The sequence below is a fragment of the Mucilaginibacter sp. PAMC 26640 genome (genome assembly GCA_001596135.1).
Lineage (GTDB): Bacteria > Bacteroidota > Bacteroidia > Sphingobacteriales > Sphingobacteriaceae > Mucilaginibacter.
In genome coordinates this window covers 737,189-761,389 of record CP014773.1, presented here as the reverse complement: position 1 = coordinate 761,389, position 24,201 = coordinate 737,189, and the positions used below count along the sequence as shown (strand labels likewise).

21 protein-coding genes and 1 pseudogene are annotated in these 24,201 nt (G+C 42.2%); 8 read left to right on the top strand and 14 right to left on the bottom strand.

The features are described 5' to 3' along the window. The first annotated feature begins 33 nt into the window (after positions 1 to 33). Positions 34 to 387 carry a hypothetical protein gene (locus A0256_03380; GenBank protein ID AMR30530.1) on the top strand — a complete coding sequence of 118 codons (354 nt, stop codon included), beginning with the start codon at positions 34 to 36 and terminating at the stop codon, positions 385 to 387. 861 nt (positions 388 to 1,248) lie between these two features. Here A0256_03380 and A0256_03375 read toward each other — a convergent pair. From A0256_03375 to A0256_03340, 8 genes and pseudogenes are all read right to left on the bottom strand, one after another. Continuing rightward, a pseudogene (locus tag A0256_03375) lies at positions 1,249 to 1,951 on the bottom strand (transposase). Positions 1,952 to 2,011: 60 nt separating this feature from the next. Next, entirely contained in the window at positions 2,012 to 2,278 is a 267-nt protein-coding gene (locus A0256_03370; protein ID AMR30529.1) for a transposase, read from the bottom strand. Positions 2,279 to 2,422: 144 nt separating this feature from the next. Beyond that, entirely contained in the window at positions 2,423 to 2,650 is a 228-nt protein-coding gene (locus tag A0256_03365; protein AMR30528.1) for a hypothetical protein, read from the bottom strand. 116 nt (positions 2,651 to 2,766) lie between these two features. After that, entirely contained in the window at positions 2,767 to 3,906 is a 1,140-nt protein-coding gene (locus tag A0256_03360) for a hypothetical protein (GenBank protein AMR30527.1), read from the bottom strand. A 961-nt stretch (positions 3,907 to 4,867) separates the two neighbouring features. Continuing rightward, a complete protein-coding gene (locus A0256_03355) occupies positions 4,868 to 5,182 on the bottom strand; it encodes a hypothetical protein (protein AMR30526.1) in 315 nt (104 codons plus the stop codon). A gap of 675 nt (positions 5,183 to 5,857) precedes the next feature. Further along, complete coding sequence (locus A0256_03350; protein ID AMR30525.1) at positions 5,858 to 6,925, bottom strand: hypothetical protein; 1,068 nt, start codon at positions 6,923 to 6,925, stop codon at positions 5,858 to 5,860. Between the two features lie 411 nt (positions 6,926 to 7,336). Next, positions 7,337 to 7,756, bottom strand: a complete 420-nt coding sequence (locus tag A0256_03345; GenBank protein AMR30524.1) for a hypothetical protein — start codon at positions 7,754 to 7,756, stop codon at positions 7,337 to 7,339. Between the two features lie 1,470 nt (positions 7,757 to 9,226). Beyond that, positions 9,227 to 9,421 carry a hypothetical protein gene (locus A0256_03340; protein ID AMR30523.1) on the bottom strand — a complete coding sequence of 65 codons (195 nt, stop codon included), beginning with the start codon at positions 9,419 to 9,421 and terminating at the stop codon, positions 9,227 to 9,229. A gap of 150 nt (positions 9,422 to 9,571) precedes the next feature. On the opposite strand from A0256_03340, the gene A0256_03335 reads away from it, so the two are divergent. Then, complete coding sequence (locus A0256_03335) at positions 9,572 to 10,606, top strand: hypothetical protein (protein AMR30522.1); 1,035 nt, start codon at positions 9,572 to 9,574, stop codon at positions 10,604 to 10,606. Between the two features lie 60 nt (positions 10,607 to 10,666). On the opposite strand, the gene A0256_03330 is transcribed toward A0256_03335, so the two are convergent. Then, entirely contained in the window at positions 10,667 to 11,746 is a 1,080-nt protein-coding gene (locus tag A0256_03330; protein ID AMR30521.1) for a hypothetical protein, read from the bottom strand. Between the two features lie 862 nt (positions 11,747 to 12,608). On the opposite strand from A0256_03330, the gene A0256_03325 reads away from it, so the two are divergent. Next, complete coding sequence (locus A0256_03325) at positions 12,609 to 13,652, top strand: hypothetical protein (GenBank protein AMR30520.1); 1,044 nt, start codon at positions 12,609 to 12,611, stop codon at positions 13,650 to 13,652. 486 nt (positions 13,653 to 14,138) lie between these two features. On the opposite strand, the gene A0256_03320 is transcribed toward A0256_03325, so the two are convergent. From A0256_03320 to A0256_03310, 3 genes are read right to left on the bottom strand one after another with little or no spacing between them, the layout of a single operon-like run. Then, positions 14,139 to 14,360: a hypothetical protein gene (locus A0256_03320; GenBank protein AMR30519.1), complete on the bottom strand. Its 222-nt coding sequence runs from the start codon at positions 14,358 to 14,360 to the stop codon at positions 14,139 to 14,141. Positions 14,361 to 14,375: 15 nt separating this feature from the next. After that, positions 14,376 to 15,755 (bottom strand): hypothetical protein, encoded by a 1,380-nt coding sequence (locus A0256_03315; protein AMR30518.1) that lies wholly within the window; start codon positions 15,753 to 15,755, stop codon positions 14,376 to 14,378. Positions 15,756 to 15,769: 14 nt separating this feature from the next. Continuing rightward, positions 15,770 to 16,159: a hypothetical protein gene (locus A0256_03310; GenBank protein ID AMR30517.1), complete on the bottom strand. Its 390-nt coding sequence runs from the start codon at positions 16,157 to 16,159 to the stop codon at positions 15,770 to 15,772. A 164-nt stretch (positions 16,160 to 16,323) separates the two neighbouring features. Between A0256_03310 and A0256_03305 the strand changes: the two genes are divergently transcribed. After that, positions 16,324 to 17,799 (top strand): hypothetical protein, encoded by a 1,476-nt coding sequence (locus A0256_03305; GenBank protein AMR30516.1) that lies wholly within the window; start codon positions 16,324 to 16,326, stop codon positions 17,797 to 17,799. Here the strand turns inward: A0256_03305 and A0256_03300 are convergent, their stop codons facing one another. After that, positions 17,800 to 18,141, bottom strand: coding sequence for a hypothetical protein (locus A0256_03300; GenBank protein ID AMR30515.1), 342 nt, complete (start codon positions 18,139 to 18,141; stop codon positions 17,800 to 17,802). It lies immediately after the preceding gene. 300 nt (positions 18,142 to 18,441) lie between these two features. On the opposite strand from A0256_03300, the gene A0256_03295 reads away from it, so the two are divergent. From A0256_03295 to A0256_03280, 4 genes are all read left to right on the top strand, one after another. Then, positions 18,442 to 18,972: a hypothetical protein gene (locus tag A0256_03295; protein ID AMR30514.1), complete on the top strand. Its 531-nt coding sequence runs from the start codon at positions 18,442 to 18,444 to the stop codon at positions 18,970 to 18,972. Between the two features lie 158 nt (positions 18,973 to 19,130). Beyond that, positions 19,131 to 19,745, top strand: a complete 615-nt coding sequence (locus tag A0256_03290; GenBank protein ID AMR30513.1) for a hypothetical protein — start codon at positions 19,131 to 19,133, stop codon at positions 19,743 to 19,745. Beyond that, the gene (locus A0256_03285; protein AMR30512.1) at positions 19,735 to 20,508 is read left to right on the top strand and encodes a hypothetical protein; all 774 of its coding nucleotides are present in this window, start codon (positions 19,735 to 19,737) and stop codon (positions 20,506 to 20,508) included. Before A0256_03290 ends, A0256_03285 begins: the two co-directional genes overlap by 11 nt. An 81-nt stretch (positions 20,509 to 20,589) precedes the next feature. After that, positions 20,590 to 21,372, top strand: a complete 783-nt coding sequence (locus A0256_03280) for a hypothetical protein (protein AMR30511.1) — start codon at positions 20,590 to 20,592, stop codon at positions 21,370 to 21,372. Between the two features lie 40 nt (positions 21,373 to 21,412). On the opposite strand, the gene A0256_03275 is transcribed toward A0256_03280, so the two are convergent. Further along, a complete protein-coding gene (locus A0256_03275) occupies positions 21,413 to 24,193 on the bottom strand; it encodes a hypothetical protein (protein AMR30510.1) in 2,781 nt (926 codons plus the stop codon). Positions 24,194 to 24,201 lie beyond the last annotated feature (8 nt).

The following is a 24,201-nucleotide window of genomic DNA, read 5'->3' as shown; positions in this document are numbered from 1 at the left end:
TATTATTGCTATATTACTTGAAAGGCATTGCAAATGAATATTATGACAAGTAAGAGCAATAACGTAGTGGGTTTGAATATTTGCAAATTGCGTAATCAACGTAAAATGAGCCAAACAACTCTTGCAAAAATTATTGGTGTTTCCATCTTTGCGATTTCGAATATGGAAGCAGGTAGAACTATCATCGATTCCGCTAGTTTGGACAAAATTTCAGAAGCCTTTGGGGTAAGGTTAAGTGATCTCTTAACGTTTAAGGAATATCTACCGGCTAGTGATTTACTTGATAGTTTAGAAATTGCTAAAAGTAAATTGAAAGAGCAAGATCTTTTAGTACTGAAATTGCAACGTCAGATCATTGGATTGTATGAAAAGGTGCAAGAACAATAGTCCTTTCTCTTCAATTAAGAAAAATTGAAAATTTCATGTTTACACAGGTCGTCTGAATCCTGAATTGACTAATTTCATTTTCCCAAAAATGATAAATTGTATTCAGTATAGAAGTTTTACAAAAATTGTAAATTTCTGGAAAGGATGTTGATATGGCATCAAGTCCTTATCTGTTATCCTATGGGGAAGGATTGGGTGTTGCAATCTTATCTAATGTATTTAAAAGTTAGACTGCACTCAGCCAGATGGCTAGACAGGGTTTAATTATCTTTGTGACCTTTTAATAAATCATTACCAAATCGACTAGTGCTTGTATTTTGATTTTAGACATACGGTCGCGATACACACTGCTCTGCATGCAAACTTTGCTTCAACATCGTACTCATTACTGACTGTGCTAATGAAGTATGTAATATCTTGAGTTAAGAAATTTATCAAACGCCCAAGTTGAGTATAAAATGGAGAATGTCCATTAAGGATAAACGGCAGGCTAAGTAGATCTAGCGTTTAATTTTTATCAACTTGATTTAGGATAGGTATTTACAACATGACTTTCGACTGCATACAGCTCAATATGGCCCGACAAATCTTTTTGTGCTTCATTATACTCATCTCTCCTATAACCTTCCCAATTGTGAGTCGGGCAATAATCGTAATATTTATTAGTCTTATTACTTTTTGTTTCGTTTTAAGATGCCATTGTATTATTGATATTGAGAGCGTATTTTGGAATAACTGTAACCCTCCCTTAGTTCGGACTGGTGTTTTATAGACTTATTTAATTCAAAAATATAATTATTGTTGTTGTAACTGTGGAGATGTTGGAAACTCGATAGAGTTTTCAATATTTCCACAGTTTAGCCGCTTGTACAGGTCTGGCGTTGTACCTCCCAGTGCTTCATGCGGCCTGCTGTAATTGTAATCTTCCATCCACTCATCGGCTAAGATTTGTACCTGATAAATATCTTCGAAAAGGTAGGCGTCAAGTATATTCTCGCGGAACGTTCTGTTGAACCGCTCAATGTAGCCGTTCTGCATTGGCTTGCCTGGTTGCGTATATTGTACTGTGATACCTTTGCTTTCACACCAATCCCTGAACTCCTTACTGATAAACTCAGGGCCATTATCTACCCAGATACAGCTTGGTTTGCCTTGCTCATGAATGGTTCGCTCCAAGATTTGGGTTACTCTGGTGGCCGGCATGGTATACGCAGCGTCTACCGTAATTGCTTCCCGGTTATAATCATCTATAATATTCAGCGTCCTGAACTTCCTTTTGCTGGTTAATACATCACTCATGAAATCCATAGACCACATATGTCCAGCACGTTCAGGCACCATCAACGGCACTTTTATCCTGGCAGGTACACGTCTGCGGACCTTTCTGCGGCGATTCATGCCCAGCAACAGGTAAACACTTCTTACACGTTTGTAGTTCCACATGAGGCCCTGCTGGAGGATTCTACTGTAATAGATCCTGCTCTTCAGTAGGATGCCGTTCCGATAGTTCAAGCAGTTTATCGATCGTTTCTGAATCGTCTCTGACGTTCTTATAATAATACATGGATTTGGGCAGCTTTACCACCCGGCAAGCCCTGCTGATACTCCTTGCGCTGGCAGGGCTTTAGAACTTTTTTGAGAGTACGTCTTTTAAAAGGCTATGATCTAAGGCCAGCTCCGCATACATATGCTTCAGTTTGCGGTTCTCATCCTCCAGCTCTTTCAGACGCTTCAACTCCTGGCTGTCCATACCGGCATACTTTTTACGCCAGTTATAAAAGGTGGATTTGTGTACGCCCAGTTCACGGCATACATCGTTTAGCTCTCGGCCTCCTTCATAATCTTTGATGGCCTTGACAATCTGTGCTTCGGTAATAATCGAGTTCTTCATCGTTTGACTGGTTAAAGTTAAGACTTTTCGTCCTTCAACCAGTCCAGTTTTTAAGAGGGGTACAATATTATATACTTGTATCTAAACGCAAAGTATAAAACATTTATCCTATTATCGACATTTTATCACTTTTTGAATTGTAAGTTAATAGAACTCCTTTCCGTCCCAAATTGCTTCACTTTCTTTCAAACGGTAGCAATCTCCTTGGTTCCAATTGCCGCTAACCACATCTTCTATCAGATCACTTACCAAAAAAGTTTCATAAGCCTGTAGATCAGATGGTGTCAAGTAAGCTGCAAATGAAGATTCAAACTGATGCGGATAAGAAAAGTTGAAATCGATCACCTTTTCAATGGTGTCGCAAATGTGCATCGATCTAAAATCATGTATAACTTCAATAAGACCTGTGACCTTATCTTAAAGTATGGAATACTTACTCTGCTCTGGAATTTGTTTATAGAGGATAAATATGCTAGCGTTTTCGCAAGTTAGTGATCTCTTTGAAAAGGAGATCGCGACTTAATAATACCCACAACTTCAAAAAACAGCATAATTATCACAATTAGGGAAACTCCACTAACTATAGTAATTGAAACAAATTTAATCCGATCTGTTCGCTGTTTCTCAATAATTAAATCTTTATTGAATTGAGTAGCACCCAAACTAAATTTCCGTTGCGCCATTTTTATGTGGGCAATTTCGTTTTTGATCCGACCAGCACTATCCTGCTGAACAATACGTTGAAAATATTGAAGTGCGCGTTTGTAATTCTTACGCTTAGACTCTATTTGATAAATAGTATAATTGTAGTCAGTTGTTAGCTTATCATCGTTTACCGCAATAGCGTAAGCCTCACCTTCTCGAGCTGCGCGGCAAGCATAATCAAATTTACCAGTTAAATTATATAATGCAGCTAAAGCAAGGCTACTACTGGCAACAGGCTTATTCAAATCGCGTTTTTTACCAGCGTTGTTGGCTGCGATCAAACGTTTTTCGGCTATGTCATATTGCTTGAGGTTAAGATATATCAGACCACTATTTTGTAACCCGGTTACAAGATTAATCGAGTCTTGAAGCTGGGAAAACATACTCGTGCTTTTGTCATAATATTTTATTGCTTCGTGAAAGCTTTTCTTTCTATAATACAAATTTCCAATGTTCATATACAACACCGCACGTAATTTAGTGTCTGGTGTACTTTGGATTATTACTAAGGCTTGTTTAAGATAATCAAGGGCTTTGTTGTTATCATCATCTATATAAAGATTACTAATGTTATTCAAAACCTTGGCCTGGCTGTGAAAGTCTTTGAGGTTTTCGAAAATATGTAAAGCTTTTAAGTAATCATCAATGGCTTTATTCGATTGGTTAAGATAATAGTGGCCTATCCCTAATAGCCGGTAAGCTTCGCCAACCCCACTATTAAATGCTATTTTCTTAGCAATGGTAAGGGCTTTATTAGCATTATTTATAGTTTGCTCTGGATTATCGAAACGATTATCGTAGGCCAGTTTGTTCAAAGCTATTACGATTAAAGTATCTCTCGAAGAGGTGGAGGCCTTTACGCTTTTGAAACCTGCCAATTGGTTCAAAACCAATAGCAATACGAGGAATTTATTACTAATCATACGATCGTATATATTTCGAATCCTTAAAGCTATTAATAATATTAATTTATAATAGGTTAATTAAATATTTTATTCAAATATTTAATTATGGTCATAATACTTTGACTGTCAATTTGATTTTTATGCGTGATGCTCGTAATATAAAATTAATTATTTCAAAACATTGGCAGTCATATTTAATTGCTCAGTGAAAACATTCCCTCCCTGATGACCCTTTGAAGTGAGATCCGAATCTCCCACTTAGTTATGCTACCTCAAGCAGCACTTTTTTTTGGTCTTTGGTGCCTGAAAAGGTATTTCTTTAAAGACATGCCGCTTGTACTTACTTTCCTTAATAACTATATATAATTTAGAACAGTCATGCATCAAATGGTTGGTGTGGACACAATCCTCTATGTCGACCTTCGCATACTATCGAGATGTAAATTTGTAAAGCTGCCTAACAAACTGAGATGAAAAATCAGCAAGATCGCTGTTCACATCAAATTCTCGTAACCAAATTGAATTTGTAAAAGATCAACGCTCAATTCCAGGCCTAGAAAAAGTAACGGTGAAACAAACTGATGGGTTTTAAAGCCGGACAAGTTGAGCTGTTCCTCTAATCAACTACGCACTTTGCTTCGTACCTCGGCAGGCTACCGATCATTTGTTTAAAGGTTTCAACAATTCTTAAATAGGCTTTGTTGACAGCCTCATTGTAGGCTCTTCGCCCTGTTTCTGTTTGTCTGTCTGTTTTCATCTTATGCGTTTTTAAGTAATTTATGTTTAAATGAAGAATGCCTGGTCGAATAGACCAAGCATTTTAATTTAGTTGTAGGTGGCACTGAAGTGTAGTAACTTTTAAATAAATAAGGAAATGGCCTCTAAATGCTATAGAAATGCTTCGGATCCTGATAAGCTACCACGCCTTTGTAATGAGCAGCTAATGATGGCTTTTTGATAATTGATGTAGCAATGTCATTCAGCCGGTTGATTTGATGATTGCCCGTATTGCCTCCTCATGAGGACAGTTCTCGAACGAGTATTCAACTACAGTATCAAAATTAAGGGTGCATTCGATCCGCAATAGAAATGTTTCCGTCAGGAAATAATGTATCAGGAATGGCTCACTGCCTTCGTCCTTGTAATCACGATTGAAGTAAGGCTGGTCACTGGTTAGTCCCTGTTGTATGATTTCCTTAATTACGAATTGAAATTGCAACATCTTGGTTGCAATGTACTGTTTATGATTATTAGCGTGTGTATTGGACTTAACCATTTTCCAACGTTTTCCCATAGTGTTTCGTCGAGGTGTTATAATAGTCGTTTGTGGGATTTGGGTGTTTCTGAGATCTCTTTCATGCGTTTTGAGTGATTTTAATGGTCGTTTATGGATAAGTTTTGGGATTGAAAAGGTTTGAGGAAAGGTAGATAGGCAGCATTCTTAGCAACGTGCGCAGCACTTGTTGATTTCTTCCGAGAGGATGAATATTGGCGTGTTCGTTCCTGCCTGTCAGGATGAACATTAACATATATATATCCTCTTTTACATCGTCAAAAGGCCAGGGCTAAAGTCTAAGCTCCAAGACCGCTTTCAAGCCTTTAAAAAAAATATTATATGAAAATTTTAGAGGTTGGAAGAGTTTGTAATTTGAAGATGGGGAGGTGTATTTAATTACATCAGAGTTGGGTCTTCGAGTTATAGGAGATGGTTTATAGTTTGGGTCTTATATTACGCTTAGAACTTCTATTAAATCCCTACAGCAAAATTTCATGATCTTATGATTAAACCAAAATTCATTAAATCTCATGTCAAATCAATTGTTTTGATTGCAGTTTTGAGGTCGCTGTCTTGTTCTAAGTCCCTACGAAATCTGTGTAATTTAGCCCTCAGTTCAATTACTAGATCCTCATAGGAATAATTAAGCAGCGCCCATTTAAATTATTAAAGCTGGATTCCTTTAAATTCTGATCATTTTAATATTAGTTTCCTTACCGTATAGCGAGCATCAGTGAAATATAGGGAATTTTCATCGTTCGACAAGGCTAGGTTAAATGCCCGAACATCAGCGTCCTTCCCGATTCCATCACGTCCATCGAATGCAATATTAGGACCGACCAAACGCATTAATTTATTATTTGATATGCTGTATATGCTCCCACCCGATGCGATATAGAGTGTACGACTATCTTTGTTAGCGATAAGATCATCTATTGACGATTCAAAATTGAAGTTTGTAAATAACTGCTTCAGTTCACCCGTTGGGGTTAATTTATAGATATGGTTGCCGTTGACAACCATATACTTAACTTTATTGTAGCCTACATATAAAGGTGTTATAGTAGGATTTCTTGTATTTTCGTCGCCATTTAGAGATGAAGCTGGAAAATCCTGAGCATCAACACCAATTTGACCAGATGGTAATACCTTTTCTAAAAATCCCGTAAGAACGTTATTAGTGCCGATATTTAAGCCAAAGGTATAGTAATAATCAGTGTAAGGATCCTTTGCCAATGACCCATAATAGCCATTCCGTGTACCGGTGGTTACAGTTGATCGTCCGCTTGGTTTCACTATCCAATATCTAGCCTTAAATTCAGAAGCCTTTATAGCCAATGTTCCATCTTTTCCCTGTCTTATATATTGGGGTGATAAAAGATTAGAACCATCTGCGGCTGATGGAATATTTAAAGGTGTAACAACCCCTTTAGTTGTTACTTTTCGTATCTTGTCATTTGCGGGATCGCAGACCAATAAGGTTCCTTCCTGCGTCATTTCTATACCCCATGGTGATTCAAATAAGGCTTGACTACCCTTGCCATCCTGAAAGCCACGTTCAAACGCTCTGCCGGCTATTGTTATAACTTGCTTTGCTTGATAACCAGTATTTATACTTGTTAGCTTGGCCTGAAATCCATCATCAACTCCCATTAATTCAGACGCAGATTCCTTGGTATTTGACCTCTCGTCATTTTTTTTACAACCTGCGCTTATTATTACTAATCCATAGATAAGGAGGACATAATTCTTGAGGTTCATTTGATATCGTTTTGGTTAAAGTAAACATACGCATTCAACAAATATCACGGATGGATTTTCCTTAACAGAAACAATATTGTGAAATGTGCACACTTTCATGCCAAAGAATGGTAGAATCTCTTTTTCAATCAATAAAATTCATATATACTGTAGCAGAATATATTCTGTATAAAGTGTAACACTTCTTAGCTGATTTATAAAAAGTTGACCCTGCGCAATGGAATTTTATGTCATGTCAAAACTGACAAGCTAGAATTAATAAAATAAACTAAGATGTAACTTTCCATTAACATTTGCGTAAAAGAAAATGCGAAATTAGTTAAGTTAGATTGGATTAATAACCTTGGTACTTGTACCAGGGTTTTTTGTTTTAACCTGGGTGTGATGTACGTGGCAACCAACATGTCTTATTTAAAAGGGAGCCTGATCGTACGTTCCGGAGCCATGAAGGCACGCAAGGCGGTCCACGTCAAATCTGATCATTATATCTTCTTTGTTATCAGCATATGAGACCAATATATTTGCCTTATCCAGGGTCAAACATACACTACCGCCTTTTTTGCTGACCTGGTCGACAAAGCCTTCAGCCCATTCCTCATGAAGTGCAGTGACCTGTTCAATTGTATTCCCAAACCAGACCTTATCTTCCAGCAATGCAGCCTGTTCGACTTTAAAAGCAAAAAATTCAATACTACCTTCTGACTGGTCAAATCGTTCTTCCAATGCCAAAACCACCCGCCTGATAAATTCTAAACTAACCCTACCTTTAGAATGCACGGCAAATTCAAGCGGGTCGTAAATTTGTTCGGAGGCGTTACTTTTATGGTACAATTTTTCAGGAATTTGAAGCCGCCCATGCTGCAGTATTTATAAAGCAGATGCATATCATATATCAGGTCCCCGTTCGGTCCAATAGCTTTTAGTACAACGGCTGCACAAGTCTTTTTATCCCCGGCAGTCAGCTGAGGTAATGGCAGGTAATGCGTGAAAAATCACGCAGATATTCCTGGCGATGATCAAGTGCATCGGTATGCATTACTTTTTCGAGGATAATCTCTCCGTTACGGGCATTATTTAGTTGGATTGCAAATTTCTCCATCAGCTTAAGATTTAGGAGAGTAATTTACAGAAATTAACCTTTCGTATTTGAGAGTTGTTATTTAAGAAGCAGGTCCATTTTTAAACCAACCTTGACTGTTAGAGAAAACGGTAAAATCATAGGTTCCAGGCCAATTACAATTTTACTGACTGGATTGCCAGAAGCGCCGGTTTGCTCTTTGTAATAAGCCTTCAAATAAATAAACCGGCCCACTTTAAGGGCTTATTAAAAAGCAACTGAAAAGTACTTCCCTTTAAAGAATCGTAACTAAGTCCAAATAATGAAGCCGGTTTCCATCATCTCTCTTATGCATTTGTAATAACTAGCCTTTGAATTGCTCCGCGACAATTTCATATATTTTCTTGGAATTCTGACCGATATCTGCCATTACTTTCTTTCCCTGCAACAAAACAATGCCAGAATAACACTCAAATTTATAGGAGTGTCTTGGATCTGCCCCCGCCCTTTCCAAAAAAGACATTAATTGTAAAAAATTATCCCGCAATCATAGGCTTTTGCTGCATCATTACAAGCTGAGCTGGTTGGCACGCCCCTCAAAGCGGTATCGGAGACGGTGAGATCAGTTAATACCTATCGTTCCAATCCGCTTTTTATAATTGTATTTGGATAATAAAAAGATTTGCAGCCCCCTGCGATGGCTGGTCGCAGTAACCTCAAATTACTGCGACACCATTCCGCACAGGCTTCCATTAATGGCCTTATTGTTCCCGGAGAATTACTACAGCCGAGACGGTTTTACACATGCCGACTCAATTCGTGTTTCTAGAACATGTCGATTGATGTCGCCTAACCGCCTTTTAAATGCTGAACAAAGTGAAGTATTCGGGTTCGGGTGTCCCGACAAGCTTAGTTTTCGCATGGCGAAAACATGGCTTGCTTACTTCCTTACTTAGTGGCTTGTTACTATTTAATACATAATTATATATAATGTTGTGATGAAAATATTAAACCTAAGCAGGGTTTTGAATCCGTTACTCAACCCTTCAGCGGATTTTACTTCGCCCTCTTAAAATAATAATGTTCTATTGTCTTTCACGCAGAGTTGCTGGAATAACGGTAATTTGGCGATTAACAAACTTTTAGGGACATGGAACAAAGGGGGGGAGCGTAGGCATCGCGGATTTATGCCGTGAAAGCTCTAAAGTTTTTGATACTACCTTAGAGGGAGAGGTACGTGAGTGTTAAATACCGTTTCTGGCTAAACTGGTTAATTTTGCTTGCCAGTATTGATTTGATATATGATTGTCTTCTTGCGAACCCTTTTCTGCAATATTTTTCTTGCTTCTATCCGTTATTTTGATTGTAACTTTATCTTTAACTTGTAAGATTGACTTCCTGAAGCTCATTGCTTGTATTCCATATTCTTGATTGCCCATAAAAGAAAATGTTATTGAAGCTTAATAATTTACATTTAAACTCAAGCTTATCACATAAATAGACCAATAAGTACATAATTTGCACACTCGATGATGTGCCAAAAAAACTAGCAATTTTGCAGTTAAATTTACCTACCAGTTAAATTTAATATGAAATACACATTTATTAAAATAGCAGTTCTAACCTCATTTACTTGTGGGTTATTTATCACACAAAGCTGTAAAAAAGAAGACCAGTTATCGGGCCCTTTAGAAAAGACAACTAAGTCGGGTATATTATCAATAAGCGAATTAACGGCATCAAATATGGTAAGTACGGTAGCGGGCGTGCCTAACAGTCCTGGCTTCGCGGATGGGACTGCAAGAACTGCTCATTTCAACACACCCCTCGGTATACAAATGATTACTGATGGAACTCTTTACATTGCTGACAAAAACAATAATGCTATCCGTAAATTAACATCAGATGGCAACGTTACAACACTGAATTTGAAAGCCCCAGAAAATTTTCCAGTTCAAGGTCCGACGTCTGTTGGCATAGATAATGCTGGTAGTGTACATATTCTCAGTTATCTCGTTGATCAGGCAGGCTTATCTTACATTTTCGATAAAAATGGTGTTTTTGTAGCAGGAGATGGGAACACTTATACGGGTCTTGGTGCATTGGCAAAAGACCCTTACGAAGACTTTTTTTGGTTTTCGGAATACGTTATAATTGAAAAACATATAGCCAATACCAATGGTTCAACCGGACGGGATATTGTTCCGTTTAACAGTAGTTTGCTGAACTCAAATGAACGAGGAAGAGGGTCAAGCTTCAGAGGATTATTCGTTGGCAGAAATAAAGTAATATATTTTGCTACAGATTCCCGCATTTTTAAATACACACCCGGGGGAGTAACCGCACAGCTTTATCCCGACTTTAAATTTAAACGCATTACCAGTCTTGTTTTAAACGCCGATAGCCGTAGTATGTACCTAGCATCCGAAGGACAAATCTTTAAGATCGAGAATGGTAAGTTAACACTACTTGCAAGGCCGAACAGTGCTACACCTGATGGACGAGATGGTGTGGGCCTTAAAGCAGACGTGCATGCTTTCAGCCTGGCGTTGGGAGATCATGAAAACAGCCTTTATTTTTCCGACAACGTGACAAACACTATCCGTAAGATAATGCTTAAGTAATCGTTTAAAGTGCTGTTACATTTTATTAAAGATATTCGAACAGCCATTTGACTGGGGTTTTTATCTTAACAGTAGCTTGCGGACGGTGCAATAGGCATAGTCGGTAAAATAAAGGGTTCTTTCATCCGGGGATAAAACCATGTGGTGAGCCCTGATGTCTGCGCTGCTGCCCACGCCGTCGCGACCCTTATAGTCCGGGTGCGGACCTACAAGGTATTGAACCTTATTGTTGCTGATGGCCACTATACGCCCGCCGTCTGCAACATATAAGGTACGGCTATCCTTATTCGCCACGATGCTGTAAATACCCTCAAAATTATAATTTTTAAATAACTGCGTAAATTCTCCCGACTTTGTAAGCTTGTAGATATGCTTTTGATTTACAACTAAGTACTTAACGCCATTATATCCGCAAAAAATGCTTGTAATGTCAGGGTATTGCTGGTCGTAATATTGCACAAGCTTATCTTTATCCGGGCTATAAGGGTCTGTACCCAAACTGTCTTTAGCATCGAGCAAAAACTTCGCTATCACCCCTTTAGTTCCGCCATGCGTCCCGCCGAAATCTGCAATTCCGCCGCATATCCAGTAAAAGTCGTTATAGGGATCTTTAGACATATCGCAAAAAAATTCGTTACTTCGTACCTCTGGGTTAAAAAGCTTGCCGTCAGGCTTTACAATCCATATCTTATATTTAAATTGATGGGTGTATTCCAATGCCAAAATGTTCATCGTTCCATCCTTCGAGATTTTAATCACAGCCGGGTTTCGCAATGATGTACGGTCGGGCCGCAGCGGTATCTTTACAGTAGTTACGACACCCTCCTGGGTAACCTTACGTATCTTATTATTAAATATGTCGGCCACATACAGGTTGCCGTCATCGGTAAGCTCAATGCCCCACAACGGGTTAAACAATGCATTTTTACCCGTTCCGTCCACATAACCTTTAGTTCCGGCATTCCCGGCGATGGTTTTAACGGTTAACGGCAGGTAATTTTCGTTTACAGCCGCTATTATCGACTGGTCGTCAGAGCCGTTAACATTTTGTGTGATCGATGGTTGTTTGAACGCATCTTTCCGGCAGGCGCTTAGCGCCAGTAATCCGCAGAAAAGCAGTGTGTAAATATTTGGTTTCATAAAATTGGTTTATGAAGTAAATTGAGCGATCATAAACAACAATCGGAAGCTTATACTTAAGCATGTATATCATATTGGCCGGAAACTGGGAAACAAGTAACACCTTGGCAAAATTCTTCCTTGTAAAGTTATTGTCGAAAATTATGGACACGTCCACCCCGTATTAAATTATTTTACTTAACAATTCAATTTAATTCATTTTGCCTATATTTGCTATTGTCAATAAATGGTTCACCTAATCGACTACCTGCTCGAAGGATTTCTTCAAAGGGTTTTGATAATCAATGATATACAGGAACTGGTTCGAACCCAGTAACTCCCACACATTTTGAAGCACTTACAATGAAAATTGTAGGTGCTTTTTTTATTTACATACAATTTCCATATAGTTCGATGTCCTGTGAACAAAGTTTTTGCAATTAGTATTTTAAATTTGGGCACACGGCTTATCGCAGGTTCTAAGGTAAATTGAAGGTTATATCCTTTCCTGAACGGATGGTAGCCCGAAAAATAACCGTTATTATAGGATTTATTTCATAGTCTGACACGTTCAATAGGTCTGCACAGGAATAACTACCAAAATTGCAAGTAAATTCTTCAATTAAGGCCTGTGCTGTAAGGTTCGGTAATTGGATGGGTTCAACTGCTAACGGTAGATTCGCTGGAGCAGCTTGTTTATAGGCATCCGCTAAAGTCTTCTAAAGGCCTGCTTATTGCAGATCTTTTTTTAATCTCCTCTTTTTATCTGCCCATAGTGGCGGAACATTTGTTTACACAAAACGGTCATCTGGTATACATTATCTTCCTGCATCTTGTAAGGTGGTTCTATTCGCGGTAACTTACATTACCAATAAGTAAACCCATGAAAAAAAATGTTACCTATACAATTTTTAGCCTGTTGCTCATCGCATTAAGCGCTTGTAAAAAAGATGCTCCAAAGGTTGCTGAACCGGAGAGGTTGATGGCATTGCAGGCAGCCCAACCCTTATCATCCACAGGGGTAAAACCACTTACTGTTGTAACAATGGCAGGTAAATGGAATATCGACGGGTACCGGGATGGCCCCGGGCAACAAGCGCTGTTTACAGGCTTGTTCGGGATCACTTTAACAAACGACAACAAACTTTTTGTAGCTGATGTAAGGAACAATAAAATCAGGGTGGTTACGCAGGAGGGGTTGGTATCAACACTTGGTGTGCCCAGCGCAAGGGATGGTTCAAAATTATTAAACCCCTATGATGTAGAACAGGCTGAGGATGGCACCGTGGCTATTTTTGCCTTCCAATCGCACTATGATTATAAATATAAGTTTTGGATTTGGAAACCAGGTGGGGCAACCATTGCAGTGAAAGCAAGCAAGAACGCGAATTATGGAGGGTTTTCTGATGATCCTTACCACAACTATTATTGGACTTGCGGGCTGGAGTATACCGCCAAAGGCATTAAGGGATTTATTGAGCAGTTTTTGCCGAATGGTAAGCAAGGCGTAAATACATATTATCTACCTCTTGATAGTTTGGATAGCTATGATCGCAATTTCCCGGTGGTTTCAAAAATATTTTCGGCATACAACGGTGTAAAATATCTTGTAGTCAACAATTCGCATTTGTATAAGTATACGCCTTCCGGCCAGCTATCAAGAGTTGCACCTGCTTTTGAGGGCGGGGTAGAAGATATCATAGCCAATAGAGATAGTCGTACGCTCTATTTAACCAGTGGCGGTAAAATCTACAGCATCACAAACAATAAGGTAACCCTTCTGGTAGGCCCGCGTACCGTAAGTGATGGCCGCGATGGCGTTGGAAGCAGTGCTGATGTGCATGCACTTTATCTTGCACTTTCAAAAGACGAAAGCACGATCTATTTTACCGACAGCAGAATGGTTAGAAAGCTAATATTAAAGTAGAAGCCCGCATTTGGCCTAATAACATACGTCATGTTTAGCGGAGCATAAGCATATGGTTGGAGATTCCGGAAGGCTTGACCATGCAATTCTGTAGGCGCTAAAGCGCCGATTTGTGTGGTTGGTTCTTCAAATCGTTTTTTAAATCAATTAATCAGGCTGATCAAAATATTACGGAATCGATTTATTGCCTCCTCGGAACGAGGTAGTCAATGGCACCTGAATTGCCAGGGTATCAATAAGCATTCAGAACTTAAACATTAAAGGGGTTCAGTTTAAAATTGGCCAAGTGGCATCAACCAGCTTGCATAATCTAATTAAGTACTAGATTATGCATAGCGTTTGGCAAAAATCCTACAATAGCAACAATCAGCGCCCCCCCGCGGGGGGGGGGCGCTGATCCGTAACTCAACTAACGTCGATTCTATTTGGGTGATGATGTTGTTACGTGACTAGATTTTTTATTTAATGTAACTTATCGTCACCTGGCTACTTTTTCACCGGCACCACCGATACCAGGCCGTTTTTCAGGATGAACTGCTTCAATGCCTGCGAACTGTCCGGCAGTTCCAGGATAATTGCCCATAAAGTCTGCTGCTCTTTGGGTGTCAGGTCAGTATAGTCCTTTTCCTCATTCTCCAGTAAGTTTTGCAGTGACATGGATTTGGCAATTAGTTGCAGGATCTCCACGCCAAACATCTCCAGGGCCATTTCATCCCCCGCATCCTACAGCAAACCTGTCCCTGTGATCAGCTTGAGAAAGGCCCAGGATACCTCCACTGGCGGCGTTTCCTGAATATTGACATCTGCCGGCTTGACCTCCAGCATGGCGCTGGCTTGTAGAATACCATTACCGAAGTAAAGTTCTACATCATTCTGGTAACCCGCCTTGATCTTTTTGGCGGCCGAACCATACATTGCCCCGCGGATCGTCTCCACCCGCTGCCAGCCCTTTGGCATAGCCATTAGCTCGGTATAATAGCGTTGGTAATACAGCGCGGCCGCCGCAGCGATTTGGGGGGTAGCTGAAGAAGTGCCTGCGCCATTAATGCGTACCGTTGCCTCCTGGTGCCATTCGGCCCAGGGCACATTTGGCGTAAACGCTGCCATGGCCTTACCCATTGCCGCCCGGGGCCCGAAATTGCCCTCCATTACTTTGAGCGTGGATACACCAAATGGTTTATAATAGGGCGAATAATCATAGGTTACCCCGCAAGCAGCCGTTACCCTTGGAAAACGCGCCGGATAGACCAGCGTGCTGGGCGTCATGCGGTTGATATTATTGCCCGCCGCGGTCACGATAAATATTCCTTTCTCATAGGCGCGGTTTACCGCATCGGCCCAGGCTTTGGACGGCAGCCCTCCCATGCTCATTGTCACCACATGGCAGCGCTTGCTTTCATCGTCGTAATAATCGATCACCTTATTCAGGGCCTCCGCGAAAGCATCATTCTTCCAGAGGATTACACTGCGCGAGATGCGGAACGGCACGATCTTAATATTGTGATGAATTCCTAAAAAACCTTTAAATTCCCCATAATTCGGGAGGTCGACCTCTTTGCCGGCCAGGATTGACAATGTCCCCGTTCCGTGTCCAGTCTGGTTCAGCCAGCCTTCAGAACCCAGGTCCTCGGCGGATTGCTGATCTTCAATAAAGTTCCATTGCAGGTCGAACTCGATATTATCCTTAGGAAAACTAATATGCTTAGGATCGTAACCGGTATCAAAGTGTGCCACCCGAATCAACTGGTTGCTCGTATCCTCCTTAACCCAAGCCGACCGCAATTGCGCGAAGGCATCCTGCAGGTGCCAAATCATCTTATCCGGCTGCGAGGGCCGGCCAGGCTTAGAAGGGAACGGCCATACCTGGTCGTATTCATCGGCCGGCAGATCGCTTTCCAGCCCGGGTTCATTGGGCAATTGTTGAACCTGCCTCAACAGCGGGTTATTGTCGGCCAGGTTTGGCTCTGCATACCGGATCGTCGGGTCGTCAACGCGCAGCTGGTGCGCCTGATCCCAGGGGTTGGAGGCATCCTCTAAAAAACCGGCCGTATCGGTATACCTGGCCGTGCCATCGCTTTGCTGAATAAAAAATGCATTTTTCATATTTCGTGAAGGGTTTAAATGCGTTTGATGGTCAGGTGCAGCGCACCCGTGTTGTTGAAATAGAAATGCCGGGCGTCGTTGGCAAAGAACCGGATCTTACCGGTCTGCCCGGCGGTTAGCTGCAAGCGGCTGCCGATAGCAAAGGCCGTTTGGTCATCCTCGTCATAAACCCCGCACATACAAAAGCACTTGGTACCGCGCAGGCGCTGGCCCCAAAGGGAGGCCAGGGGATTGCAATAGCCATCGGCATTGGTTTTCACCCACCAGTCGGTCCAGGTCTCGCCCGGATCACAGGAAAATTCATAGGGTTCACCAGCCGTAACGGCCAGCTCATCTGCAGAATAGTAAGCTGCGGAATCCACCAAAACGGTGGCTGATTCCGAAGGTGACAACGAATAGGTCATGTGATAATATTAGGTTCGTAATATGAGCCGATATTAATGCCTAAGTTATTGAAAACAAACGATTAAAAGATTATTTTTTTAAATATTTAATCTTATTTTTAGCCTGCTGCCGCCTTCATTAGCCCTGGCCCGGGGCGGCCGTTTTTACCTTAACTTATCCGCGTATGCCTACCTTAAACCCAGAACAGTTGTTCCGTCAAAAAGCCCGCGCTTTCGTACAAAACAAATACGGCGAAAGCTTTCATCAAAAAGCTACAGACGAGTTTTGTGTCTCCCTGTACGCCAACCTTTCACTCTTGCGCCAGTCTGCGGCCGATTTCCTGGAAGATGCCGCCGCCGTGTCCAACCAGCCCGACCGCGCCGCCTCGAGCGTCATCGAATTAAATGGTGAAAGCTTTGAACCGGCGGAGGCCGGACTGAAGGACCCGAACGCCTGGGCGCAACTTCTGCAGGCCATCAAGGGCGTGAATGACTCGCCCATCGACTTGGTGTTGAACGCCCGTCAGATCGTCCGGCAGCAGCACCTGACCCATCACCGGGACCGTGTGCTTAAAAGGACCAATGAACTGGTCGCTTTCCTGGGCAAAAGCGTAGCGAACAGCTACGCACTGAAGAACCGTTCACTGCTTGAAGCCCCCGAAGCCAACGAACTGTGCTGGCTGAACCAAACCATCCGCTCGATTGCCTCGCCGGACATTCTGGCCGACTTGGCGGCCGACGAGCAAGTGGTAGCGCTCGACCTGCCGCGACAGCTGGTCGCTGAGGTTGACGTTACCGGACCGGCGGTTAAAGCCCCGGATTACCGCAGCAGATTTTCAAAAACCGGCAAAGGTATCGTCGTGGCTGTTATCGATTCTGAGGTATTTGCCGCGCACCCGGCTTTCGGGGGCCGCGTGATCCAAAGAAAGAATTATACGCTGGAAGCCTGGGGTAACCCTCATTACCATGGAACTGCTGTGGCAGGCATCATTGCCGCTGATGACCCGCAATATCCCGGGATGGCCCCAGGGGCAACCATTTATAATTATAAAGTGCTTACCCCGGTCTCCACACTGAATGCGAACGATTTTCAGGGTTTTAAAGCCATCCAGGACGCGCTGGAGGACGGTGCAAATATCGCCAATTGCTCCTGGGGGACAGGCCCGGCAGGCAACGGTAGCTCCCGCGGGGCCCTGGCCTTTGATAATGCCTGGAACCTTGGCCTAACCCTGGTGAAAAGCGCCGGTAACGAGGGTAAAAAAGGGAGAAGCACCTTGACCGCACCTGCGGATGCCCAGGGCGTGATCGTGGTAGGGGCAACAAACCGTGCGGGCAGTTTCGTGTGCGACTATAGCAGCCGCGGACCCATCGCCGGCCGGCCCTACCGCCCGCATATGGTGGCCCCGGGCGCAGCGTCTAACGAAAAGATATTTACCGCTAATGTCGCTGGGGCGCTCGGTCAGGTCGGTTACGGTACCAGTTTCGCCGCCCCACATGTCACGGGCCTGCTGGCGCTCATCCTCGAAGCCCAGGACCTGTCTCCGGACGAACAGCGAAATTTCATGATCAAGCTTTGCCAGCAATTGCCGACAGCCGGTTTGGACGATCAGGGGTACGGATTTGTCTCTTTGGCGGAACTGCTCAAGACCGGCGTGGTCTGATCAGTCGGTGGTGAGGGGGCGCGGCGTATCGACCGAAGCAACCTCTGGCATATCGGTGATCCGGCCCAGCGCGGAAACCGGCACTTCTGCCAATACCGTGCGGTTGATCCAGGCGGAGTCCAGTAATTTGCCGCCATCCTGGTGAATCACTTCGGAGACCGCATCGAGGCCTGCCTGGAACTGCTGCTTTTGGTACCGGATCTTTTCCTGGCGGGAGGCGGCGTTTGGTGACGTCTCATCAGGGTTAGGGTAAAGCTCAAGCACCACCCGGAGCGTATCGCTGGTCTTTCCCATGCCTTGCAGCTTATCGGATAGATCATTGGTTAATTTGGCGGATGTCATAAGTGCTTGTTTACGATATTTAAAGCTAATAAATTTTATTGATTTATGATCGATTTTTAGCCCTTATAGAAAAGGTAGTTAAGCCCATAAAAGATTGCAGGATGATATTTTAACATCTATCCAAGTTTAAAATATATTTAGGAAGGATCATCTGGTGCCTTTTTACGACCAAGTTGTTGCACAAGGCTGGCCAAGTTTATTTATCCGGTTACATTTCCGCTACCGGGAATTACAAATGAGTGAAAATAAATAAACTAAAAAACCAGTAACATGAAAAATCTATTTATCATCTCTGCATTTATGGTTGCGTGCGCACTTTTTAGCTGCCAAAAAGATGCCAAAGTAAACCCTTCCGCATCCGTTAGCGTATTAGAAAGCAACAAAAAAAAGCCTGTCGGAGTACCCGTAACAACACCAACGCCAGCTTCTCCAGCTCCGGTAACCGATACCGTTACGTCTCCGCTCCCTGTTGCCTCTATTGTAACTAAAGGCAAATGGAAGATAGCGCTATACAGGGAAGGAACCTCTGCTAGCACATCAAAATTCAATGGTTACACGTTTGTATTTGATAAATCGGGCGCTATAACTGTTGATAACAACGGGCAAATCACAAGTGGTACATGGCTTTTTTTAACGGCGATTTTTTATTACGGCATCCCGAGCTACGGATATTCGCCTAATGGATTTAAGATTTTTCTCGGAACTAAAAAACCATTGAGCTTACTGTCTAAAAATTTATTCGTCAGCAAAAAAACCACCACCAACGTTTATATGGATAGTATTAACCCGGCGGAGGACACCCACTTCATATTTGTAAAAGTGTCCAACTAAGCACAATACTTCAGTTAAGTAAAAGCCCGCAGGTTTAATTTCCCTGGGGGCTTTTACTTTATGTTTTTTCCTTGGCTCCCGATTGTACAGTTCCTAAAAATATTGGTTACTTTGGTTACATTAATAACCCCAGCTTTTACAAATAACCGTATATCGATATGAAGAAAGCCGTATTAAATTTCTCCGATAAGGAGTTGATTGAAACGCTTAAAAATCAGCATATAAGTAACCAAACCATCAGCTTTATGTACCGCAGTTATTTTGCTGTGCTGAGTAACCATATCCGCCAAAACCAGGGAAGCGAACAGGATGCGGAGGATATTTTTCAGGAAGTGATCGTAACGTTTATTGAGATTGTAAGGAAAGAGAAATTCAGGGGCGAATCAAGCATTAAAACTTTCCTGTTCACTTTAAATAAGTACGCATGGCTAAACGAATTGAAGAAGCGAACCCGGGCTTCGCTACGCGAAGAGAAGTATGAAAGCGAACGGGATGAAGATGAACGCGATGTAAGTAGCTTTTTAATTGAGCGCGATGCTAAAAACCTGGTGAATAGTTTAATTGAAAAGCTGGGCGACATCTGCAAAAGGATACTGACGGCTTATTATTACGAAGGGTTGCCGATGAAGGAGATTTTACCTTTGGTGGATTATGATAACGAGCAAGTACTGCGTAACAAAAAATATAAATGTTTAAAAAACCTGGAACAAATGCTGTCTGCTAACCCCGGGCTTGCAAAGCGTTTCAAAAGTGCATTGGCATATGGACAATAATGAAGAAATGAACAGCCGGATGATGCTGTACCTGGACGGGGAACTAGCCGGGGAGGAGCAAGTAGCTTTTGAGCAATTGCTTGCAAACGATATAGAACTGCAAACCGAACTGGAAAACTTATCAATAGCCCGGTCAGCAATTGCGCATTATGGCTTAACAAACCAGGTTGCCGAAGTGCACCAGACGATCATGGAAGAATTAAGAGTAAGCCGGACTAAACCTGCCGCCACGTTAATTTACCCTATGGTTCGTAATTTTATGCGCATTGCTGCCGTATTGTTAATAGCAGTAATTGCGTTTGCCGGTTATGAATTCGCTTCTGTATCATCGCAGGGTGTATTTAAAGATAAGTACATATCGTACAGCACGAGTGTGGAAAGAGGGAGTAACGCAATGGCCCCTGTAGAACAAGCTTTTGCCGATCGTGATTACGGCAAAACAATACGTGTGTACAAAAGCATCAAATCGCCTACAACGAATGATCGTTTTATTGCCGCACAGGCTTATTTGAATGCAGGTAATGCGCCTGAAGCCATCAAGGCTTTTAATATGGTGCTGGCAGCCAGGCCCGGCAGCTACGCCAATGTTGAAGATGCAGAATATTATTTAGCCCTGAGCTACCTGGCTAACCGCCAACCCGCAAATGCAGAAACAATATTTGAACGCATTTACCATAACAAAAACCATTTATACCACAGTAAAGTAAGTTATTGGACTATGCTCCGGCTCAAATTACTCATCTTAAAAAGTCCCGGAAATTAGCCGGGACTTTTTTTATAAAAAAATTAAAATCTGGTTACAATCTTATTCGCAGCGGATACTAAATATAAAAATCGATAAGATATGAAACACTTAAAAACACGTAAGGTATATGTTGCATTAGTTGCAATAACGGTTGTTACCGGATTATTTAGCTGCAAAAAAGATAGTGGTGTAACACCGTTAGCAGCTGCGCAGATATCATTTGGGCTTAAAGCGGATAATGCTTCAATAGCACTTGCCTCTACATCAGGCCCGGTAATTAACAGCGTTGGTACCAATGCTACAGGATCGGTAATTACCTGGACATCAGGCATGGCTAATGTAAGTAAGTTTCAATTTGAAGCTAAAAAGGCAGGCGTAAAAACTGAACTCGAAGTAAAAGGCGCAAGTACAGTCGACCTGTTTGCTGTATCACCGTCATTGTTTCCTGCAAAAATAGATACCGGCACTTACAGCGAAATCGAAGTTAAACTTGCCTTGGCTGCACCGTCCGGCAATAATATCCCGCTTCAGCTGAAAGGTTCGTTTATGAAAACCGACGGAACGGTTATGCCTGTTGAATTGGATGTTAACGAAGCGATGGTTTTAAAAACGGAGATAAAAAATGTGGTTATTGATGCCAACACCGATTTGAAAACCACTTTTACGCTTCACCTTAATAAATTACTCAGCGGTATAACCTCTGCAGACCTTGCAATGGCCACCGCCACATCAGGTACCGTTATTATATCAAGTACTTCCAACACCGCGCTGTTCAATAAGATCAAAGCAAATGTGGCAAACATAGGCGGGCACGAAATAGAGGGAGAACACCATGGGCACGATGGATCTGATGACGATAACGGCAGCGATGACCATAAATAAAAAATATTAAGGATAGGGATAAGTGGGATAGGTGTGGGGCTCAAAAGAGCCCCATTTTTTTTGATGCCAGCAGGATGATTCCGGCAACCACTATTCCTCCAATGATCAAATACCATAAACCGTATTCATTTTTAGGCTCCTCAAAATTTCCTATCAGCCTCATATTTGCCCAATAGCCGGGTTGCTTTTTTGCCGGTGATACCGAATCATCATCCAGATAGTCTATTTTAGCTTGCTGCAGTGCACGGCTTTGGGTAAAACCTTCAGCAATATAGTGGTGTAGCCTTTCAGAAATGTAGGCGGTTGCCGCATCATCTGCTTTCCACATGGCCGGAATAATATTGGCACAGCCTGCAAATGAAAATGCGCGTGATAAGCTCATTATGCCTTCCCCTTGTTTTAATCTCCCGGCGCCGCTTTCACAGGCGCTTAATACAATCAATTTTGCTTTACTTAGTTTCAGATTATATATTTCCGGTTCAAAAAGCTGATAACTTAAGGCTGAATCTGGTTGTGTTGGGTAAAAACTGATGTAAGAATGTTTAGGGTCGGCATCGTTAGCGGATGCATGTGTGGCCAGGTGAATGATATTATACTTCCCCGCCAAGTCTAAAAATCGTTGTTTGGTAGCCATGCGCCCGGTTAAAACTGTTCCGCCAACCACGCGGACTTCATCCGCCGATGCTCTTAATTGCACCAGGCCAAGTTTTTTACCATTTTCGCCTTGTTCTGCTGTAAATGGCGCCATGCTCAGCCTTGCCTCGTGACGCGCAGCCGGACCAGCCTGGTTGTTTCGCAAAATAGCGCATGAGTAGTTATAGCTGATATTATATTGTTTGAGCAATAGCTCCCCGCGCTCATCAGGTAAAACTTCAAAGGGCAGGTAGTTTAATTCACCATCAGGGATGATCATTAAACTTTTTTTGCCGGCTATAAAGCTGCTTATCGGGGCTATCCATTGCCGGTACAGTTTTTCCCCTTCGGCCTGCAGTATTGCCGTATTGTTACGCCCACGGGTTTGCGCGTTTTCGTAGAAATTTTTAATGAGTGTTTGATAATTTCCCGTTAAAGGTGCGGTTGCAAATTCAAAATTATTATTGGTGATTATAAAGCAAACTAACTCTTTTTCGCCGATGTGATAGGAAAGCAGTGCCGCTGTGGCCGGTATCATGTTTTGAAGAGATTTTAAATCCACCTGCTGTTCAGCGTTATTAAATTGACCGGCTCCTATCGTGTGATTGATTTTTTGCTGAACCGCAATCAATTTAACCGACAGATCATTCACCTCTCGTTTAAGGCGGGTAACAGCTTTACTGTCTGTTTCCTGGGCGGCCCGTAACGAGGCCCGGGTAATGGCTTGCTTCAACTCTGTTTCTGTTTTTAGCAGAGTTAGGGGTATGTGGCTGTTTAACCTCAAGGCGGCATCTTTTAGACTGAGGAACAAGGTGTTTGCTTTATTTTGTTCGTCGAGGAAAAAGGCTTTCTGAATAAATGCTTTATTATGGGTAAGCTTGAATAGTTCTAAGCAAATAGTTATCGGGCGTAACCTTGCGAGGAATTTTCGTTCACCAATTTCAAGCCGCGCTTCGTCGCTTTCGTAAAATCGTTCAATATGGCCAGCCAATTTGTAAAAGGACAAATATGCAGCAAGGGATGCTTCGAGTGATTTTAGCTGGCCTTCATGCCGGTACATTTTGCCAAATGCTTCGGCTTTAGCTTGTAAAACGCCCAACAACTCGGTGATATTAAAAACCGTATTAAAATTACTTGGGTTAGTATAAATATCAGCTGAATTAAAATCGCTCAATAAGTTTTGAATGGCCTGTTGATAATAATTCAGGCTTTTAGCAAATTGGTTTTGCCGCAGGTAAAGGTCGCCGAGATACTTTAGCGTAATGCCGTGATCGCTGCTTTTTTGTTGCCCGTTCATTTTTTTATTGCGTTCAATTGCCTTTGTAAGATAAAGCAAAGAGCCAGGCGTGTCGTTCTGTTGCAGATAGGCGTTGCCCAGGTCGTTTAGTTTGCGAATGTCCTGGTAGCCCACTTTGTTCAGGTAAAGTAGCGCTTCTTTATAGTTACCCATTGCCAGGTAAAGCGACCCAATATTGTGATTGATCTTGTCGCTTTCGATATGGGCGGGCAAAATGCTTTTGTAAAGACTTAGGGCCTGTGGGTATTTTTTTAACCTGCGATAAGCCGAAGCAAGGTTGCTTTTGTAAGGCACCAATAGCGTTTGGTCTGCTATCTTATGGCTATTGAGTACCGCAAGCGCTTTTTCGTAGTAAATAATACTTTTGCTATAGTTGCCACTTGCGTAAGCCATAACACCTAAAGTATTATACAGCCGTTCTAATTCTTCCAATTGCGGATACTTCTCAGCTATTGTTTTTGCGCGATCATAAAAATATGCTGCTGAGTCGAGCCTGTCCAAACGGTAATAACTGTTACCGCAATAAACCAGGGGTTTAAAAATGGCCGAATCGGGTATAGCAGGAATGGCAGCCTGGACGGCAAAGGCTTTCCGGTAGTAAATCGCGGCACTTTTTTCCTGTCCCAATACCTGTAGGTAGGCACCTGCGTTAACACAAGCTTTTAATAACAGAGGAGGGTCTTTTTTAGTTTTAGCTAAAAAAGCAATTACGTCGTCATACCCCTGCAAAACCTCATGGGTTAAAGCATTATTTGGGTCATCTACCAGCGAACGATTTTCGGTAAGTTTAAATACTTTTTTGTAATCAAATTGCTGGCAAAATGCATTTGTCGTAGGCAGCACAAGGCCCAAAATAGAAATATACCAGTAAAAAACACGCCTCAAAAACATGTTTAAAG

Bases quoted from the DNA above. Each gene is read 5' to 3' on its own strand.
- A0256_03370 (AMR30529.1), bottom strand. From the start codon at position 2,278: ATGAAGAACTCGATTATTACCGAAGCACAGATTGTCAAGGCCATCAAA.
- A0256_03335 (AMR30522.1), top strand. From the start codon at position 9,572: ATGAAATACACATTTATTAAAATAGCAGTTCTAACCTCATTTACTTGT.
- A0256_03280 (AMR30511.1), top strand. From the start codon at position 20,590: ATGAAACACTTAAAAACACGTAAGGTATATGTTGCATTAGTTGCAATA.
- A0256_03275 (AMR30510.1), bottom strand. From the start codon at position 24,193: ATGTTTTTGAGGCGTGTTTTTTACTGGTATATTTCTATTTTGGGCCTT.
- A0256_03305 (AMR30516.1), top strand. From the start codon at position 16,324: ATGCCTACCTTAAACCCAGAACAGTTGTTCCGTCAAAAAGCCCGCGCT.
- A0256_03380 (AMR30530.1), top strand. From the start codon at position 34: ATGAATATTATGACAAGTAAGAGCAATAACGTAGTGGGTTTGAATATT.
- A0256_03320 (AMR30519.1), bottom strand. From the start codon at position 14,360: ATGGCCCTGGAGATGTTTGGCGTGGAGATCCTGCAACTAATTGCCAAA.
- A0256_03325 (AMR30520.1), top strand. From the start codon at position 12,609: ATGAAAAAAAATGTTACCTATACAATTTTTAGCCTGTTGCTCATCGCA.
- A0256_03300 (AMR30515.1), bottom strand. From the start codon at position 18,141: ATGACATCCGCCAAATTAACCAATGATCTATCCGATAAGCTGCAAGGC.
- A0256_03295 (AMR30514.1), top strand. From the start codon at position 18,442: ATGGTTGCGTGCGCACTTTTTAGCTGCCAAAAAGATGCCAAAGTAAAC.
- A0256_03355 (AMR30526.1), bottom strand. From the start codon at position 5,182: ATGGGAAAACGTTGGAAAATGGTTAAGTCCAATACACACGCTAATAAT.
- A0256_03330 (AMR30521.1), bottom strand. From the start codon at position 11,746: ATGAAACCAAATATTTACACACTGCTTTTCTGCGGATTACTGGCGCTA.
- A0256_03315 (AMR30518.1), bottom strand. From the start codon at position 15,755: ATGAAAAATGCATTTTTTATTCAGCAAAGCGATGGCACGGCCAGGTAT.
- A0256_03350 (AMR30525.1), bottom strand. From the start codon at position 6,925: ATGAACCTCAAGAATTATGTCCTCCTTATCTATGGATTAGTAATAATA.
- A0256_03365 (AMR30528.1), bottom strand. From the start codon at position 2,650: ATGCACATTTGCGACACCATTGAAAAGGTGATCGATTTCAACTTTTCT.
- A0256_03340 (AMR30523.1), bottom strand. From the start codon at position 9,421: ATGGGCAATCAAGAATATGGAATACAAGCAATGAGCTTCAGGAAGTCA.
- A0256_03310 (AMR30517.1), bottom strand. From the start codon at position 16,159: ATGACCTATTCGTTGTCACCTTCGGAATCAGCCACCGTTTTGGTGGAT.
- A0256_03360 (AMR30527.1), bottom strand. From the start codon at position 3,906: ATGATTAGTAATAAATTCCTCGTATTGCTATTGGTTTTGAACCAATTG.
- A0256_03290 (AMR30513.1), top strand. From the start codon at position 19,131: ATGAAGAAAGCCGTATTAAATTTCTCCGATAAGGAGTTGATTGAAACG.
- A0256_03285 (AMR30512.1), top strand. From the start codon at position 19,735: ATGGACAATAATGAAGAAATGAACAGCCGGATGATGCTGTACCTGGAC.